Source organism: Pseudomonas sp. CH61 (assembly GCF_059429415.1).
On the sequence record NZ_CM182098.1, the window covers coordinates 41,780 to 60,073 of the forward strand.

General features: G+C 60.0%; 16 protein-coding genes. 13 read left to right on the top strand and 3 right to left on the bottom strand.

Going from position 1 to position 18,294, the window contains the following annotated elements:
* Positions 1 to 185 precede the first annotated feature (185 nt).
* Entirely contained in the window at positions 186 to 950 is a 765-nt protein-coding gene (locus tag AC5SEM_RS00170) for a sulfite exporter TauE/SafE family protein (RefSeq protein ID WP_495471903.1), read from the top strand.
* On the opposite strand, the gene AC5SEM_RS00175 is transcribed toward AC5SEM_RS00170, so the two are convergent.
* On the bottom strand, positions 940 to 1,254 hold the full coding sequence (locus AC5SEM_RS00175) for a putative quinol monooxygenase (RefSeq protein ID WP_077570942.1): 315 nt from the start codon (positions 1,252 to 1,254) through the stop codon (positions 940 to 942). The two genes, AC5SEM_RS00170 and AC5SEM_RS00175, sit on opposite strands and share 11 nt — an antisense overlap.
* A 184-nt stretch (positions 1,255 to 1,438) precedes the next feature.
* Between AC5SEM_RS00175 and mdaB the strand changes: the two genes are divergently transcribed.
* The 8 genes from mdaB to AC5SEM_RS00215 all read left to right on the top strand — a co-directional run bounded on the left by mdaB (position 1,439) and on the right by AC5SEM_RS00215 (position 9,609).
* Entirely contained in the window at positions 1,439 to 2,029 is a 591-nt protein-coding gene (mdaB, locus tag AC5SEM_RS00180; protein WP_116029403.1) for an NADPH:quinone oxidoreductase MdaB, read from the top strand.
* Between the two features lie 108 nt (positions 2,030 to 2,137).
* On the top strand, positions 2,138 to 3,049 hold the full coding sequence (locus AC5SEM_RS00185) for a LysR family transcriptional regulator (protein ID WP_116029404.1): 912 nt from the start codon (positions 2,138 to 2,140) through the stop codon (positions 3,047 to 3,049).
* Between the two features lie 103 nt (positions 3,050 to 3,152).
* Positions 3,153 to 4,046, top strand: coding sequence for an NAD-dependent epimerase/dehydratase family protein (locus tag AC5SEM_RS00190; RefSeq protein ID WP_495471904.1), 894 nt, complete (start codon positions 3,153 to 3,155; stop codon positions 4,044 to 4,046).
* Between the two features lie 140 nt (positions 4,047 to 4,186).
* On the top strand, positions 4,187 to 4,804 hold the full coding sequence (locus tag AC5SEM_RS00195) for a Fic/DOC family protein (protein ID WP_495471905.1): 618 nt from the start codon (positions 4,187 to 4,189) through the stop codon (positions 4,802 to 4,804).
* 632 nt (positions 4,805 to 5,436) lie between these two features.
* The gene (locus tag AC5SEM_RS00200; RefSeq protein WP_495471906.1) at positions 5,437 to 6,786 is read left to right on the top strand and encodes a GntP family permease; all 1,350 of its coding nucleotides are present in this window, start codon (positions 5,437 to 5,439) and stop codon (positions 6,784 to 6,786) included.
* Between the two features lie 16 nt (positions 6,787 to 6,802).
* Positions 6,803 to 7,663: a MurR/RpiR family transcriptional regulator gene (locus AC5SEM_RS00205; protein WP_077570951.1), complete on the top strand. Its 861-nt coding sequence runs from the start codon at positions 6,803 to 6,805 to the stop codon at positions 7,661 to 7,663.
* A 1-nt stretch (position 7,664) separates the two neighbouring features.
* A complete protein-coding gene (locus tag AC5SEM_RS00210) occupies positions 7,665 to 9,122 on the top strand; it encodes an N-acyl-D-amino-acid deacylase family protein (RefSeq protein ID WP_495471907.1) in 1,458 nt (485 codons plus the stop codon).
* Positions 9,123 to 9,240: 118 nt separating this feature from the next.
* Positions 9,241 to 9,609, top strand: coding sequence for a glyoxalase superfamily protein (locus tag AC5SEM_RS00215; RefSeq protein WP_038357449.1), 369 nt, complete (start codon positions 9,241 to 9,243; stop codon positions 9,607 to 9,609).
* A gap of 252 nt (positions 9,610 to 9,861) precedes the next feature.
* Here AC5SEM_RS00215 and AC5SEM_RS00220 read toward each other — a convergent pair whose 3' ends face one another.
* Positions 9,862 to 10,227: a DUF6124 family protein gene (locus AC5SEM_RS00220; RefSeq protein ID WP_016986535.1), complete on the bottom strand. Its 366-nt coding sequence runs from the start codon at positions 10,225 to 10,227 to the stop codon at positions 9,862 to 9,864.
* Between the two features lie 516 nt (positions 10,228 to 10,743).
* The gene (gliR, locus tag AC5SEM_RS00225) at positions 10,744 to 11,760 is read right to left on the bottom strand and encodes an AraC family transcriptional regulator GliR (RefSeq protein ID WP_495471908.1); all 1,017 of its coding nucleotides are present in this window, start codon (positions 11,758 to 11,760) and stop codon (positions 10,744 to 10,746) included.
* 211 nt (positions 11,761 to 11,971) lie between these two features.
* Between gliR and AC5SEM_RS00230 the strand changes: the two genes are divergently transcribed.
* From AC5SEM_RS00230 to AC5SEM_RS00245, 4 genes are all read left to right on the top strand, one after another.
* Positions 11,972 to 13,567: an FAD-binding oxidoreductase gene (locus AC5SEM_RS00230; RefSeq protein WP_495471909.1), complete on the top strand. Its 1,596-nt coding sequence runs from the start codon at positions 11,972 to 11,974 to the stop codon at positions 13,565 to 13,567.
* Between the two features lie 5 nt (positions 13,568 to 13,572).
* Positions 13,573 to 15,165 carry a glycerol-3-phosphate dehydrogenase/oxidase gene (locus tag AC5SEM_RS00235; protein ID WP_495471910.1) on the top strand — a complete coding sequence of 531 codons (1,593 nt, stop codon included), beginning with the start codon at positions 13,573 to 13,575 and terminating at the stop codon, positions 15,163 to 15,165.
* Between the two features lie 20 nt (positions 15,166 to 15,185).
* The gene (locus tag AC5SEM_RS00240) at positions 15,186 to 16,754 is read left to right on the top strand and encodes an FGGY-family carbohydrate kinase (RefSeq protein ID WP_495471911.1); all 1,569 of its coding nucleotides are present in this window, start codon (positions 15,186 to 15,188) and stop codon (positions 16,752 to 16,754) included.
* A 241-nt stretch (positions 16,755 to 16,995) separates the two neighbouring features.
* The gene (locus tag AC5SEM_RS00245) at positions 16,996 to 18,285 is read left to right on the top strand and encodes a phospholipase (protein WP_495471912.1); all 1,290 of its coding nucleotides are present in this window, start codon (positions 16,996 to 16,998) and stop codon (positions 18,283 to 18,285) included.
* Positions 18,286 to 18,294 lie beyond the last annotated feature (9 nt).

The following is an 18,294-nucleotide window of genomic DNA, read 5'->3' on the forward strand; positions in this document are numbered from 1 at the left end:
GGCTGGCCCCTTCGCGAGCAGGCTCGCTCCTACATGGGATCTGTGGCGAACGCAAAACCTGTAGGAGTGAGCCTGCTCGCGATGAGGCCAGAAGCCTCAAAAATATATCAGCCTCTTGTCAGGGCAGAGGCACCCTCAGTATATGGCAGATTTTCAGCCAACCCCGACTGGCGCACAGTAGCGCCATGAACACACTCACAGATTTCTACCAGCACCTCGGTCTGGCCCTGTCCCTGCTGGTCATCATGACCTTCATTCTCGCCGGTCTGATCAAAGGCGTGATCGGTCTCGGCCTGCCCACCGTCGCCATGGGCTTGCTCGGTCTGGCTATGGCGCCGTCGCAGGCAGCCGCTTTGCTGATCATCCCGGCAACCCTGACCAACGTCTGGCAACTCGCCTTTGGTGGTCACCTCAAAGGACTGATCAAGCGCCTCTGGCCAATGCTGCTGATGATCTTCCTCGGCACCGCTATCGGCACGTTGTCGATCGGCATGGCGGGCGGGCATTGGGTGGTGCGCGGGCTCGGCGCGGCCCTGTTCCTCTATGCGTTGAGTGGTTTGTTTCTGCCAACGCTGAGCGTCAATCCGCGCCATGAAGGCTGGCTGGGTCCGGCGTGCGGTTTGATCACCGGCGTAATCACCTCGGCCACCGGCGTCTTCGTGATCCCGGCGGTGCCGTACCTGCAAGCGCTGGGCTTGAATCGTGATCAACTGGTGCAGGCGCTGGGCCTGTCCTTCACCGTTTCGACGTTGGCGCTGGCCGCCGGATTGCTCTGGCGCGGCGCCCTCGGTGGCGGCGAGCTAACTGCCTCGCTGCTGGCGTTGATCCCGGCGGTGCTGGGCATGTTGCTCGGTCAATGGCTGCGGCAGCGCATCAGCGCCGTGCTGTTCAAGCGAGTGTTCTTTATTGGTATGGGCGCGCTTGGCGCCCATTTATTGATCAGCGGTTAGCCGAGGCTTCGCTGAGCATTTCGATCTGGCGGATATCAAAATCGCGCTGCAGATAATCCATGCGCCGCTCAAAGAATGCCTTCATGTGCGGCAGGTTCGAATGTACATCCAGATGCGCTTGCGACGCCCAGATCTCGTAGAAGATGAACAGCGTCGGATCTTCCTTGTCGCGCAGCATGTGGTACTCGATGCAGCCCGACTCCGCGCGGCTCGGCTCAACGTAAGCGCGGAACAACGCCTCGAAAGCTTCGGCTTTTTCCGGGCGGGTCTTGGCGTGCAGGATAAAACCCAAGCGTTCACTCATCACAACGACTCCTCAAATTCAGAATGCCGCGGATGTTATTGCAACAATCGGCAATGGATTCGTGCCTTTTTATCAAATGTATTTTGCGCAAAACTGGCTTATTCCGCGCGAGGCGGATCGCTAATCTGCCGCCATTCCAGTTTCCCTTCTCCATCCAGCCCTGTGGCTGCGCCGAGGCTTTCTCATGAAAAAAGTGCTGTTGCTCAATGGCGGTAAAAAATTCGCTCACTCCGACGGTCGCTACAACACCACCCTGCACGAAGCTGCGCTGAGCGTGCTCGATCGCGGCGGTGTCGATGTGAAAACCACCTTCATCGACGAGGGCTACGACGTTGCTGAAGAAGTCGCAAAATTCCTCTGGGCCGACGTGATCATTTATCAGATGCCGGGCTGGTGGATGGGCGCGCCATGGACGGTAAAAAAGTACCTCGACGAAGTCTTCACCGAAGGCCACGGCAGCCTCTACGCCAGCGACGGCCGCACCCGTTCCGACGCCTCGCAGAAGTACGGCAGCGGTGGCCTGATTCAGGGCAAGCAATACATGCTGTCGCTGACCTGGAACGCACCGCAGCAGGCCTTTGATGACCCGACTGATTTCTTTGAAGCCAAAGGTGTGGATGCGGTGTACTTCCCGTTTCACAAGGCCAATGAGTTTTTGGGCATGACCGGGTTGCCGACGTTCCTCTGTGTCGACGTGATGAAGCGTCCAAACATCGAGGCTGATGTGGCGCGTTATGAGCGGCATTTGAGTGAGGTGTTTGGTCTCAAGGCCTGAATGGTTTCGGGCTACTATCGGTGGTAACAGCAAAAGATCGCAGCCTGCGGCAGCTCCTACAGGGAGTTGCATTCATCTGCGATCTTGGCGATTTCAACGAGGATACCCGTGAAAGCCAGATCCGATGAATTGCAGATTTTCGTCTGCGTGATCGAATGCGGTTCGATTTCCGCCGCCGCCGAACAGGTCGGGCAAACGCCTTCGGCGGTCAGCCGCACGTTGTCGAAGCTGGAAGCCAAGCTCGACACCACGCTGATCAACCGCACCACGCGGCGCATGGACCTGACCGAGGAGGGCAAGTATTTCTTCGAGCAGGCCAAATTGATTCTCGATCAGATGGAGCAACTCGAAGAGCGTCTGTCTTCACGTCAGCAAACCCCGTCCGGGCGCTTGCGGATCAACGCCGCATCGCCGTTCATGCTCCACGCGGTGGTCCCGTACATCGACGAATTCCGCCGGCTCTACCCGGACATCCAGCTCGAACTCAACAGCAATGACCTGATCATTGATCTGCTGGAACAAAGCACCGACATCGCCATCCGTATCGGCACCCTCGCTGACTCGACGCTGCACGCACGCTCGCTCGGTTGCAGTCCGCTGCTGATCGTCGCCAGCCCGGCCTATCTGGAAAAACACGGCGCGCCACAGCAAGTCGCCGATCTGAGCGAACACACCTTGCTCGGTTTCACCCAGAACGAAGGCCTCAACCAATGGCCGTTGCGCTATGTGCACGGTGACCGCTGGCCGATCACCCCGGCGATCAGCGCTTCCAGCGGCGAGACCGTGCGGCATCTGGCGCTGGAAGGGCAGGGCATCGCCTGCTTGTCGCACTTCATGACTATCGACGACATTCGTGCCGAGCGCCTGAAAGTCCTGCTCGGCGAATTCAACAGCGGTTATCGCCAGCCGATCAACGCCGTGTACTACCGTAACTCGCAACTGGCGCTGCGCATTCAGTGCTTCCTCGACTTTATCCAGAGCAAACTCGCCGCTTACGCCAGCGCCGATTTCAAGGGCTGATTCGTGACCTCTGCGCAAGAGTGAATTGGGCGGCGGCGGGTTTTTCCCTGCGGCTCACGTGCCGATACTCGTCTCATCACTTACTCACGCAGGGAGTTTCTCCATGAACGTATTTGTCACCGGCGCTGCCGGATTTATCGGCGGCTCGATTGCTACCGGTCTGGTTCAGGCCGGTCATAAAGTCACCGGTTTGGTGCGCAGCGCCGAACAGGCTGAAGAGCTGAAAGCCATCGGGATCATCCCGGTCATCGGCACTCTCGACGACAAAACACTGCTCGCCGAACAGGCCCGCGCTGCCGACGCGGTGATCAACGCCGCCAGCAGCGACCATCGCGGTGCAGTTGAAGCGTTGCTCGATGCCTTGCGCGGTTCCAACAAAGTGTTCCTGCACACCAGCGGTTCGAGCATCGTTGGCGACGCATCGGGCGGTAAGTCCAGCGACGTCATCTACTTTGAGGACAACCTGCCGGAACCAACCGTCGACAAAGCCGCGCGCGTGGCCATCGACAATCTGATCCTCGCCGCTGCGCAGGACGGCGTGAATTCGGCAGTGATCTGCAACACGCTGATCTATGGCCACAGCTTGGGCGTCAATCGCGACAGCGTGCAACTGCCGCGACTGCTCAAGCAGGCACGCAAAAGTAGCGTAGTGCGCCACGTCGGCCCAGGCCAGAACATCTGGTCCAACGTGCACATCGAAGACGTCGTCAGCCTGTACCTGCTGGCGCTGACCAAAAACGTCCCGGGCACGTTCTACTTTGTCGAAAGCGGTGAAGCGTCGTTCATCGACATGACCACCGCCATGGCTGAAGCGCTGAACCTGGGGCAACCGCAAGACTGGCCACTGAAAGACGCCGAAGCCGAATGGGGCTATGAAATGGCCAACTACGGCCTCGGCTCCAACAGCCGAGTGCGCGGCAAACACGCCCGCGAAATGCTGGGCTGGGTACCGAAGCGCACGTCGGTGGTTGAATGGATTCGTAACGAAATGGTGTGATTGCTGTTTGAGCCCCGCCGGGCTTTGTGATCACCCTTTAGAACGGCTGCCATCGGGCAGCCGTTTTCGTTTCGGGCTTTGCGCTTGTGTCACGCCAGACCTATGGTGCTCTGAACATTGCCAGTTCAGCAGGTACAAGGATGATTGACCGTTATGACGCAGAAGGGGCGCAAAGCAGCTTTCAGCCCGGCTCGAATGAGCAAGTGCTGAGCAATAAACTGGGAATTATCGAACCCGAAGACATGGATGATGCAGAGCTGTTTTTGTTGGAAAAACTCTACCAATCTGTGCTCATCGAGCATTTGCCTGATCGGTCAATCACTGTTCAGGATCTGAAGGATTGGCATCGACACTGGCTCGGGAACATCTATCCATGGGCGGGCGATGTCCGCGCGGTAAATTTGGGCAAGGATGGATTTTTCTTTGCTGCTGCGCCGCAAATTCCTCGATTGCTCGATGGATTTGAAAGGGATTGTCTTGCCAAATACACGCCATGTCGGCCCGATCTGGACGAGAACCTGATTCGCGCCATTGCTGTAACGCACGTCGAGTTCATCCTGATTCATCCCTTTCGTGAAGGTAACGGACGCTTGTCGCGATTATTGGCCGATGTCATGGCCGTTCAGGCGGGCTACGTGCCGCTGGACTACAGCAGTTGGGAGCGAAACAAAGAGGCTTATTTTGCAGCCATCAACCAAGGGCTGAACTGCAACTACGAACCCATGGAGTACTGGGTACGACAGGCATTATGGACTTGAGGCGGGGCTACTTGGCCAGGGACAAGTGCAGGAACTTGCTGGACCTGAGTTTGAGTTTGCGCTCAATGGTCTCCACGCTTTGACCCGTCTCGATGGCTGTCGAGCTGGCAACTGCGCGAATCAACGTTTCGGTTGTCAGTTTTTTTTTTGTGCGAGGCGTGGGGCTCATGGCAGGGACTCCGCGGAGGTTGTCAGGCGAGTATAGCGCTTGGCCGGATTTGAAAAACATGTCTATGGCTGGGCACCGAAACGCACGTCGGTGGTTGAATGGATTCGTAACGAAATGGTGTGAGTCGTCCACCAGCTCCCACAGGTTTTACGCATCCTGTCTGGAGGAATGCGATCAAAACTGTAGGAGCGAGCCTGCTCGCGATAGCGGTTTTTCAGTCGATAGAGATGTTGAATGTGAAGCCGCCTTCGCGAGCAGGCTCGCTCCCACATTGGTTTCTCGTTCACCGAAAAGCCATGTAAATCCGACCTCGCGATTTTCATTAATCGCGACAATACATACCCATCAGCGACACGCCTTGCCTCTCCACGAAAATTACTTTCATGCGGTTTGAAATCTCGATCTCGAAATGATTTATGAGTTTCACAACCCATTCGAACGTGACCCTTTCGAGGAGTACCGCATGACGCCTTCCTTCGGCTATTGGCTGCTGGTGTATGCCGCCGTTGCCATCATTGCGCTGATCGTGTTGATCGCCCGTTACCGGCTCAATCCGTTCATCGTAATCACCCTGATTTCCATTGGTCTCGCGCTGGTCGCGGGGATGCCGCCGTCGGGCGTGGTGGGGGCGTATGAGGCCGGGGTGGGCAAGACGCTGGGGCATATCGCGCTGGTGGTCGCGCTCGGGACGATGCTCGGCAAGATGATGGCCGAGTCCGGCGGCGCCGAGCAGATGGCGCGCACGCTGATCGACAAGTTTGGCGAGAAGAACGCGCACTGGGCGATGGTCTGCATCGCTTTTCTGGTCGGGCTGCCGCTGTTCTTCGAGGTCGGTTTCGTCTTGCTGGTGCCGATCGCATTCACCGTGGCCCGGCGCGTCGGCGTGTCGATTCTGATGGTCGGTTTGCCGATGGTTGCCGGCCTGTCGGTGGTGCATGCGCTGGTGCCGCCGCATCCGGCGGCGATGCTCGCGGTGCAGGCTTATCAGGCGTCGGTTGGGCAGACCTTGCTGTATGCGATTGCCATCGGTATTCCCACCGCGATCATTGCCGGGCCGCTGTACGCCAAATTCATCGTGCCGCGCATTCAATTGCCGGCGGATAACCCGCTGGAAAAACAATTCCTCGACCGCGAACCGCGCGACAAACTGCCGGGCTTTGGCATCACCATGGCGACCATTCTGTTGCCGGTGCTGCTGATGTTGATCGGCGGCTGGGCGAATCTGATTTCCACGCCCGGCAGCAGTTTCAACCAGTTCCTGTTGTTCATCGGCAACTCGGTGATTGCGCTGCTGCTGGCGACCTTGCTGAGTTTCTGGACGCTGGGTATCGCCCAAGGCTTCAACCGCGAATCGATTCTGAAATTCACCAACGAATGTCTGGCACCTACCGCCAGTATCACCTTGCTGGTCGGTGCTGGCGGTGGCTTGAACCGCATTCTGGTGGATGCCGGTGTGACCGATCAGATCGTCGGCCTCGCTCATGAATTCCAGCTGTCGCCGCTGATCATGGGCTGGCTGTTCGCGGCGTTGATGCGCGTCGCCACCGGTTCCGCGACGGTGGCGATGACCACCGCGTCCGGCGTGGTCGCGCCGGTGGCCATTGGTCTGGGTTATCCACACCCTGAACTGTTGGTGCTGGCGACCGGCGCTGGCTCGGTTATCTTTTCCCACGTCAACGACGGCGGCTTCTGGTTGATCAAGGAATACTTCAACATGACGGTCGCGCAGACGTTCAAGACCTGGACCGTGCTCGAGACGCTGATCTCGCTGGTCGCGTTCGGCCTGACCGTCGGCCTTTCTTACCTGCTGTAACCGGAGCCCGCCGCCCATGGACATCCTCTACCAGATCCGCGCCCGTCAGGATTCCTTCAGCGCCGGCGAAGGTCGCATCGCTCGGCTGATGCTCGACGACGTTGGTTTTGCCGCGAGCGCCAGCCTCGAAGACCTCGCGCAACGCGCCGAAGTCAGCACCGCCACGCTGTCGCGTTTCGCCCGCACCGTGGGCTGCCGCGATCTGCGTGATCTGCGTCTGCAACTGGCTCAGGCCAGCGGCGTTGGCAGCCGTTTCCTCGACCCGGCGGGCACGCCTGAACAGTCGGCGTTTTACGGGCAGATCGTCGGCGACATCGAAACCACACTGCGCCAGCATCTGGCCGGATTCGATGAATCACGCTTCGCCGATGCGGTGAAACTGCTCGGCCAGGCGCGGATGATTCACGCCTTCGGTATGGGCGGTTGCTCGACCCTGTGCAGCGACGAATTGCAGGTCCGCCTGGTGCGCCTCGGCTACCCAATTGCGGTGTGCCATGACGCGGTGATGATGCGCGTCACCGCCGCCAGTCTGAACGCCGAGCAAGTGCTCATCGTTTGTTCGCTGACCGGCATCACTCCGGAATTGCTCGAGACCGTCGAACTGGCGCGCAACTACGGCGCGCGCATTCTGGCGATCACCCGCGCCGATTCGCCGCTGGCGCAACTGGCCGACATCGTCCTGCCGCTGCAAGGCGCGGAAACCTCGTTCATCTACAAACCGACGGCGGCGCGCTACGGCATGCTGCTCGCCATCGACGTGCTGGCGACTGAGCTGGCGCTGGCCAATCCTGAAGACAATCAAGAGCGTCTGCGGCGGATCAAACTCGCCCTCGACGAATACCGTGGCGGCGACGATCACCTGCCGCTGGGAGACTGACATGCTGTACGACACGCTGATTCGCAATGCTCTGATCATCGATGGCAGCAACATGCCCGGTTACCGCGCCAATGTTGCTATTCGCGAGGGACGCATCGAGCGCATAGGTGATTTGCACGATGCCACAGCGACCGAAGAAATCGATGCGGCCGGCCGCGTGCTGGCGCCGGGTTTTATCGACGTGCACACCCACGACGACACCGTGGTGATTCGTCAGCCGGAGATGCTGCCAAAACTCAGCCAGGGTGTGACCACGGTGATTGTCGGCAACTGCGGGATCAGCGCTTCGCCGGTCAGTTTGAAGGGCAATCCGCCAGACCCGATGAACCTGCTCGGCACTGCCGCAGCATTCGTTTATCCACGCTTCAGCGATTACCGCGCGGCGGTCGAAGCGGCCAATACCACGTTGAACGTTGCCGCGTTGGTCGGCCATACGGCGCTGCGCAGCAATCATCTGGATGACCTGTTTCGCAGCGCTACGCCTGAAGAAATCGCGGCGATGCGCGAGCAACTGCGGGAAAGTCTGGAGGCGGGCGCGTTGGGGTTATCCACAGGTCTGGCGTACGCCAGCGCCTTCAGCGCCTCCACCGATGAAGTCATGCAACTGACCGAAGAACTCACAGCGTTTGGCGCGGTATACACCACGCACCTGCGCAGTGAATTCGAACCGGTGCTGGAGGCGATGGATGAAGCGTTCAGCATCGGTCGTCACTCGCGTTCACCGGTGATTATTTCCCACCTCAAATGTGCCGGCGTTGGTAACTGGGGGCGCAGTCCGCAACTGCTCGCGTCATTGGAAGAGGCCGCTAAAACCCAGCACGTGGGGTGCGACTGCTATCCCTATGCGGCGAGTTCATCGACACTGGATTTGAAACAAGTCACCGACGCCCACCGCATCACCATCACCTGGTCGACGCCGCACCCGGAAGTCAGCGGTCGCGACCTGATCGACATCGCTGCCGAATGGGATCTGCCATTGCTTGATGCCGCGAAACGCCTGCAACCGGCCGGCGCGGTGTACTACGGAATGGACGAGGCGGATGTACGAAGAATCCTCGCCCATCCGTTGTCGATGGTCGGTTCTGACGGACTGCCGGAAGACCCGTTCCCGCATCCGCGCCTGTGGGGCGCTTTCCCACGGGTGCTCGGACATTTCAGTCGCGATGTCGGGCTGTTTCCGCTGCACACCGCTGTGCACAAGATGACTGGTTTGTCGGCGGCACGGTTTGGTTTGAAGGAGAGAGGCGAAATTCGTGAAGGCTATTGGGCGGATCTGGTGCTGTTCGATCCGGCGACGGTGCGTGATGTCGCTGACTTCAATGATCCGCAACGGGCTGCGCAGGGGATTGATGGGGTTTGGATCAACGGTGTATTAAGTTATCGCGACGGGCAGGCGAATGGGCGCAGGGAAGGGCGTTTTCTCGCTCGACAGGGTGATCTGCGCGACAACTTTCACTGAGGTTTCGCGGACTGCGTCACAGTGATGGCACATTGCGACTAAAGAAAGCCATCAACAGGCCGACTTGCTGACATCCAGCCCAGCTACACTGTCGGGCCAACCAGTCAGGGAGCACCCCATGAGCTTCGGCAAAACCACCCCGATCCTGCGGATCTTCGATGAAGCCAAAGCCGTTGAATTCTACGTCGATTTTCTGGGTTTCAAGATCGACTGGCAGCATCGCTTCGAGGCGAATTTCCCGTTGTATCTGCAGGTGTCACGTGGCGAGTGTGTGTTGCATTTGTCCGAGCACCATGGCGATGCGTGCCCGGGTTCGGCGCTGCGGATCGAGACCGATGAGCTGGAGGCGTTTCAGCAGCAGTTGGAGGCCAAGGATTACAAGTTTTCGCATCCGGGCATTCAGGCGATGCCGTGGGGGAGTCAGGACATGACGATCGTTGATCCGTTTGGTAATCGACTGGTGTTTACCAACGCGATCTGTCTCTGAGCTGAAAAGCCCCTCACCCTAGCCCTCTCCCAGAGGGAGAGGGGACCGATCCGGGGATGCTTGAGAGATACACCGACCTGAACCTGCTCGGTCGAATCCATAATCGACTCGGTCGTTCAGGTCGATGTATGGCGCTAGACACCTCGGTCGGCCCCCTCTCCCTTTGGGAGAGGGCTGGGGTGAGGGGAAAATGGCACACCGAAAAAAGAAGCCCGCCACCTGACCATCACAGTCGGGCAGCGGGCTTTTTCGTTACTCGGTCGGCACGAACTTATCGAGCACCTGATTGACCGCCATCTCCGCCACCATCACCACTTGCGCGATGCCTTGCAGGGTCTTGCGGTGCGAGCCTTCGAGCACGGCGGCGAAGTCGTTGAGCATCACCGAGGCAGAACCCAGCGTTTCACAGGCGTCGACCAGCAAGGGCTCGGTTGCGGACGCCGGATTGGCCATGTAGAGGCGGTTGGGTTGGTAAGGCGTGGCCATGATCTGCGCGGTGGGTGGGGCGAGATAGTGGTCGAGCGCGCGCTCGGCGGCTTCGTGGAATTTCTTCGAATCGGCGGATTCGTAGGGGGAGGCCGGGTCAGTGACCGGCGGGTTTGGCGTTATTTTGAACATGGGAGCGTACCTTTTAAAGCCGCATCCATTTCGCCGCTAAGCAAAAGGGAGGCAGCTGTGCGCAAGTTAGCGGACCGGTCGCATCCCACCCCGGCGCACCCGAAGGTGCCATGCGCACAGCCACCATTAAGCGCAGGCAAATACCTGACTGGATGATATTCGTGCAGCGGGGAGCGAATGTAGCCGAGCCGCTAAGCTCGATCACTGGGAATCAGTGACGCAATCAAGTTACGCAGCATGCTCAGGGCGCACAAGCCGGCGGATTCTGGCGCAGGCGTAGGCAGCGGCGCAAGGATTTGTGGGCTGTTTCGCGTAACGCTGAGTGTCTTTAAACATCTGTGGTGCAGGATGTTTATTGCGCTCAAGTATCGAGGATTTACCTGTAGGAATCGGTTGCTGCAACTGGCGCATTCGCGAGCAGGCTCGCTCCCACAGTGGGTCGGCGGTGAACATCAACTTTGTGAACAACGGAGATCAACTGTGGGAGCGAGCCTGCTCGCGAAGAGGCCGGAACATTCACCCCCGATGCATCTGCCGAAACTCCCCCGGCGGCATCCCCCGCCGACTCTTGAACGTGCGATGAAACGAGCGCGGTTCGGTAAACCCCAGATACTGCGCAATGTCCTGAATCGGCAGCGTACTGTTGAGCAAATAATGCTCAGCCAGCTCCTGGCGCAGATCATCGAGAATCTGCTGATACGACGTCCCCGCCTGATGCAACTGCCGCTGCAACGTCCGCACGGAAACAGCGAGCTGTTCGGCGACCTGTTCCTTGCGCGGCAAGCCTTCCTTGAGCAACTGCCGCAGGATGCCTTTCACCTGCTGCGCCAGCGACGCGTCCTCCAGCGTCGCCATCAAACCCATCGCATGCTCTTCCAGCGTACGCAGCAATTGCGCGTCGGCCTGACGCAACGGCAACTGCAAGTACGCTAACGGCACGATCAGCGCCGAATAGGGCTGATCGAACAACACCGGGCAATCGAAGAACTGCTCATATTGCGCCAGCGTCACCTCGTCCGGGCGGGCATGCTCCAGCCACACAGCGGCCGGCGACATCTGCGTGTCGGCGATCCAGCGCGCATATTGCAGCCAGGAGCCGAGTACGTTTTCCACCAGATGCCGACGAATTCGCGGGCGCTGATACCGGCAGGTCCAGATCAAATGCACATGGCCGTCCTGCACCTCGGCGCGGCTGACGCCCATGTCCCCCACCAGTTTCTCGAACGGCATGATCCGGCTCATCGCATCACCCAGCGTCGCGCAGTTCATGGTGATGTAACCGAGCACGCTCCACGAATTGGGCAGGACGAAATTCGCCGCGTTAAGCCCGAACAACGGATCGCCCGAGTGCTCGCAAAAATAATCCAGCAAGCGTTCATGCGCTTCGCCGGGCAGACGCAGGGTGTTGTCGCTCAACTGCTGCGCCTGCAAACCCGCCGCCGCCAATGCCGGCTCGATGGCCATGCCCAGTTGTTCGGCATGGCGCAGGTACTTGAGCATTGGCGGAACTGAAGTGAAGCCCAGCGATTGCATGATCCCATTCCTTTGATCAACGGCGGCGGAGACGGAGGAAATAGCCTGAAAGGTAATTTGAAACCCCGACTAAAGTAAATGGCTGACGCTTGCGCGACGTTTGACTCAATTGGCTACACGAACTGGCCGGATGCGACCGTGACACTTTGCGGTCGCTGGCTAGTATGGGGGCCTGAAATATCACTGATCTGACGGTTAGAAGGACACACGCATGCGACGCTGGAACGGCTGGGGAGATGCAACCACGGTGGTCGAACTGCCGGCCCAGGGCGCGGAGTTTCTTCATGAACGACTGGGCGAGGGGCGCGCGCTGCCCGATGCGACACTGGAATCCGCATTGGCCCGCGTGCCGTCCTCGCGATTGCCTGCACACGCGTTGTACAGAGTCGATGCCCATGACCGTTTGCTCCACGCCCGGGGCCAGAGCCTGCCGGACTGGCTGGCGTTGCGCGAAGGTGCTTTGGGCAATTACCCCGATGCGGTGGCGTTTCCCGAGACTGCCGAGCACATTCGCCAGTTGCTGGCGCTCGCCCATGAACAGGATTTGTGCCTGATCCCGTATGGCGGCGGCACCTCGGTGGCCGGACACATCAATCCACCAAATTCTGTGCGACCAGTGGTGACGGTGTCGCTGGCGCGGATGAATCGCCTGATCGACCTCGATGAACAGAGCCTGATGGCAACTTTCGGCCCCGGTGCGAGTGGCCCGCAGGTGGAAAGTCAGTTGCGTGCGCGGGGCTATACGCTGGGGCATTTCCCGCAGTCGTGGGAGCTGTCGACATTGGGCGGTTGGGTCGCCAGTCGTTCCAGCGGTCAGCAGTCGTTGCGCTATGGCCGGATCGAGCAGTTATTTGCTGGCGGCACTTTGGAAACGTTCGCCGGACCGATGCGGATTCCAACCTTCCCGGCTTCGGCTGCCGGGCCAGATTTGCGCGAAGTGGTGCTCGGTTGCGAGGGCCGTTTCGGGATCATTTCCGAGGTTAAGGTGCGGGTCAGCGCATTGCCCGCTGACGAGCGTTTCTACGGTGTGTTTTTGCCCTCTTGGACCAAGGCCCTGCAAGCCATTCGCCAATTGGCCCAGGCACGCGTACCACTGTCGATGCTGCGCCTGTCCAACGCTGTGGAAACCGAAACGCAACTGGCGCTGGCCGGTCATCCGCAACAAATCGCCTGGCTGGAAAAGTACCTGAATCTGCGTGGCGCGGGTGCGGGCAAATGCCTGCTGACCTTCGGCGTCACCGGCAATCGCCGACAAAACGCATTGTCGCTGACACAGGCACGGCAACATTTGAAGGCCTTCGGCGGCGTGTTCACCGGCACCTTGCTCGGCAAGAAGTGGGCGCAGAACCGCTTCCGTTTCCCTTACCTGCGCGAGAACCTGTGGAACGCCGGTTACGTGGTCGACACCCTCGAAACCGCCACCGACTGGAGCAACGTCGACAACCTGCTCAACCTCATCGAAAACAGCCTGCGCGATGCTCTGGCCGCCGAAGGCGAACGCGTGCATGTGTTCACCCACCTGTCCCATTTCTACGGCGAAGGTTCGAGCATCTACACCACTTACGTGTTTCGCCCGGCGGCGGATTACCCGGCGACGCTGGCGCGCTGGAAAGCACTCAAACACGCGGCCAGCCAGACCATCGTCGACAACCATGGCACCATCAGCCACCAGCACGGCGTCGGCAAGGATCACGCGCCGTACCTGTTGCGTGAGAAGGGCGCACTTGCAATGGACACCTTGCAGGCGCTGAGCAAACACTTCGATCCGGCCGGGCGCCTCAACCCCGGCACGCTGTTGCCGGAGTGACGGCCATGAATCCGGACTGGAACGCCGCGTGGCGCCAGCAGATTCTGCCGACGCTGGCCGAGGAAACCTGGGATCTGATCGTCATCGGTGGTGGCATCAGCGGCGCCGGAATCCTGCGGGAAGCGGCGCGTCGAGGTTGGCGTTGCCTGCTGCTGGAACAGCGCGATTTTGCCTGGGGTACGTCCAGTCGATCTTCGAAAATGGTTCATGGCGGTTTGCGTTACATCGCCAAAGGGCAATGGCGCCTGACCCGTGATTCGGTGCGCGAACGTCAGCGTTTGCTCGACGAAGCGCCGGGGTTGGTCGAGCCGATGAGTTTCATGATGCCGCACTATCGCGGCGGCTTTCCCGGGCCACGGGTGTTGGGTGGTTTGCTGAGCGTATACGACGCCTTGGCGGGACGGCGCAGCCATCGTTTTCATGATGCGCAACAGCTTCGATATCTGGCGCCGGGAGTGAAGGAAAGTAACTTGCTCGGCGGCACCAGTTTCGTCGATGCGCTGACCGATGACGCGCGATTAGTGATGCGCGTGTTGAGCGAAGCTCGGGCGGATGGCGCGGTCGTGATTAACGGCGTGCGCGTCGAACAGCTGATGCGTGAAAACGGCCGAGTGTGCGGCGTTCAAATCGAAGATTGCGAAGCTGGTTCGTCACTGCAGTTGCGCTGCGGCGTGCTCGCTGTGGCTACCGGCGCCTGGGCTGAACGCTTGCGCCCGCCAGCGGCGCCCCGGCAATTGCGGCCGTTACGCGGTAGTCATTTATTGTTGCCGGGTTGGCGTCTGCCGGTGGCGCAGGCGTTCACTTTCATGCATGAGCGCGACCGGCGTCCGGTGTTCGTTTTCCCGTGGGAAGGCGCGACGGTGGTCGGCACCACGGACCTCGATCATCACAAGGATCTGGATCAGAGCGCGAGCATCTCTAACGAAGAACTCGACTATCTGCTGGCGGCGTGTACACAACAGTTTCCCGGCGCAGAAGTGACGGCGAATGATGTGCTGTCGACCTGGTCCGGCGTGCGTCCGGTGGTGGGCAGCGCGGGTGCGCATCAAGACAAACCGTCGAACGAAACCCGCGAGCATGTGCTGTGGCAGGAACCCGGTTGCGTGACCCTGGCCGGCGGCAAACTGACCACGTTTCGCCCGCAAGCCATCGAGGTGCTCAAGGCCTGCGCGAGCATGCTGGACCGTCCTTTCGTCGAAGACGCCGCTCCAGTATTCGCCGCTGTACCTGCGTTGCCGATCCCGGCGCTGAGCAGCCATCAATGGCGACGTCTGGCCGGACGCTATGGCCGAGAACTGCCAAGGCTGGCGCAACTGATCAAAGAAGTCGGCCCCAACACGGTCGGCGCTACGGACACGTTGTGGGCGGAATTGGCTTTCGCCTGCGACGCGGAAATGGTCCTGCACCTCGACGATCTGCTCCTGCGCCGCACACGTCTCGGTCTGCTGTTGCCGCGCGGCGGCGAAGAGTATTTCACCGCCATCCGCCACCTCTGCCAGCCACGACTGGCCTGGAGCGACGAACACTGGCAGCAGGAAGAACAGCGTTATCAGGCGTTGTGGCAACGCCATCACGGTTTGCCGGATGCCACGCCTTGATGCCCCTTGAAGAGAGCTCCATGGATAACCACCCGAACAAGCGTTACTTGCTGGCCATCGACAACGGCACCCAGAGCGTGCGCGCGCTGCTCTTCGATCTACAGGGCAATCTGCTCGGCAAAGGCAAGGTCGAGTTGCAGGCGTATTACTCGACGCAACCGGGCTGGGCCGAGCAGGATCCGGAGTATTACTGGGCGAAACTCGGCGAGGCGTGTCAGCAGGTCTGGCAGCAGACGGGGATTGATCGCGCGCAGATTGCCGGCGTTTCCCTGACCACTCAGCGCGGCACGGTGATCAATGTCGATGCCGAAGGCAAGCCGTTACGTCCGGCGATTCTGTGGCTCGATCAACGTCAGAGCGAAGTCGAGGGCGGGATCAAAGGACCGTGGGGATGGCTGTTCAAACTGGTCGGTGCGCAGGGCACTGTGGATTACTTTCGTGCCCAGGCTGAGGCGAACTGGATCGCTCAGCATCAGCCTGAGGTGTGGGCAGCGACCGACAAGTTTTTGCTGCTCTCGGGATTTCTCACCCATCGACTGTGCGGGCGCTTTGTCGACTCCGTAGGGTGCTGCGTCGGCTATCTGCCGTTCGATTTCAAACGGCTGAAATGGGCCGCGCCGAGTGACTGGAAATGGCAGGCGCTGGCGGTGCGCCCCGAGCAATTGCCGAGCCTGCAAAAACCCGGTGAAACCCTCGGCTACATCACCGCAGAGGCTGCTCGACACACCGGTATCCCCGAAGGCTTGCCGCTGATTGCCGCGGGGGCTGACAAGGCTTGTGAAGTGGTCGGTGCCGGTGTGGTCGATGCGAGCACGGTGTGCCTGTCTTACGGCACTACGGCGACGATCACCAGCACCCGCTCGCGCTATCTGGAAATCGTCCCGTTGATTCCGCCGTACCCCTCGGCAGTGCCGGATCAATACAACTGCGAGGTGATGATTTATCGCGGTTACTGGATGGTCAGCTGGTTCAAGAACGAGTTCGGGTTGCGCGAGATGCAGCAGGCGAAAGAGCAGGGCATCGAGCCGGAGCAGTTGTTCGATGCGCTGGTCGATGCGGTGCCGCCAGGATCGATGGGTTTGATGCTGCAACCGTATTGGTCGCCGGGGATTCGCGAGCCGGGTGTCGAGGCGAAAGGCGCGATGATCGGCTTCGGTGATGTGCATACCCGTGCGCATATTTACCGGGCAATTCTGGAAGGGCTGGCGTATGCCTTGCGTCAGGGCATGGAGAATATCGAGCGGCGTTCGAAGGTCTCGATCAAGCGTTTGCGCGTGGCCGGTGGCGGTTCGCAAAGTGATGCGGCGATGCAGCTGACGGCGAATATTTTCGGCCTGCCGGCGGAGCGTCCGCATGTGTATGAAGCGTCGGGTCTGGGCGCGGCGATTTGTTGTGCGGTGGGGTTGGGGTTGCATGCGGATTTCCCCACGGCGATTGCGGCGATGACCCGGGTTGGTGCGGTTTTCACCCCGCAACCGGAGGCGCAGAAGATCTACGAGCAACTGTACAAAGAGGTCTACCTGCGCATGTATCGCCAGCTCAAGCCGCTGTATCAGAGCATCCGCAAAATCACCGGTTACCCCGCCTGAAAGAACACCACAAATCCCCTGTAGGAGTGAGCCTGCTCGCGATAGCGGTGTGTCAGTCAACATCTATTTGACTGACACACCGCTATCGCGAGCAGGCTCACTCCTACAGGGGGCGGTGGTGTTTTTGATATCGGGTAATTGGCGCCATCGGAGACTTTTTCTGGTGAGATCGGACAGTGTCAGTGGCGGGGTCGGTTGTTAGGCTCATCCCCCACGGCACCGCCAATAAGAACCAGAAGCAATGAAGCTGACCTTCCTCCTGTTTATGCTTTGTGCAACGGCCCCGAGCGCCTGGGGCTGGTCGAACCATACGGTGGGCAGCTATCTGGCTCTGCAGGAACTGCCGGCGTTGCGTGATGCACCAGCGGTTGAAGTCGAGCCACTTGAGCAGTTTCTCACCGAGCAATATCCGGCCGTGCTGGCGCTGTTGGAGCAGCAGGAGAGCTTCGCCCGCGAGCACTTTGCTCAATACCCTCCACGCCCTGACAACCTGAAATTGCCTGCGGTGCCGAGCGACAATCTGCGCCACGACTTCCTCACGGCGCTGCGCATCAATCCCGAGATTTACCTGGCGATGGTCATCCAGCCATTGCCCGGCAAAGACCTGCCCGAACGTGAGCATCTGCAGGCCAATCAGGTCATGGTCGAGCAAACCCTCTCTCCATGGAATCGCCAGCGCTTCATCGTTATCGCCGAGCACGAAAAAGTCGCCCCGCTGGCCGTGCTCGCCAGCGCCGCCGACGAGCCGGATTACGGCCACGACATCAACCTGTTCAGTGACAACCCTGGCGAGGTCGGCGCGGTCTATGGTTTCGGCCCGCAACCGTTCGGTGATGCGCGGTTCCAGTACAGCTCGCAGGCGCCGTTCCACATGGGCTTCTTCCATGAAAGCGCGGTGGTGTATGCCGCTGCCGGTTTCCTCGAACGCAGTTGGCCGGACTGGCGCGCGTATCAATACATGGGCCTGGCGCGACTGGCGTTTGCCAGCGGTCATCCGTACTGGGGTTATCGATTTCTCGGCTGGGGCCTGCACCACATTCAAGACCTGACCCAGCCGTATCACGCCAAGCCGTTGCCGGGCGTCGACCTCGCCAATCTTCTTCTGCTGGAAGGCAAGGCAATCGCCGGTTTCGCTGAGGACAAACAAGCCTCCATCGAGCGCGTCGCTACTCGGCACATGGAAGTGGAGAAGTATCAGTCGACCTGGCTGCGCCGCGTGCTACGCACCGGTCAGGCGCATCCGATGCTCGCGGCTTACGCCGACGTGGCTCAGGACACAAGCTACCCGCCGTACTCGGTCGACTACCTGCGCGAAGTGGTCAGCGCCGAATCGGTCAACGATTCCGCAGCGTTCGACGAGGCCATCGGGCAGTGGCTGGAAACGGCGCCCGTCAGCAGTGATTTCAGCAGCGGCAATCAACTTCATAGCGAAGATTTCGACCACCCGGCACTCAACCAGCAGTTGTTCAAGCTGCTGGGGCATTTCGGCGCGCACAGCCGGATTTACGTCAGCGCGGGATTGGCGCCGTAGCGCGGCAAC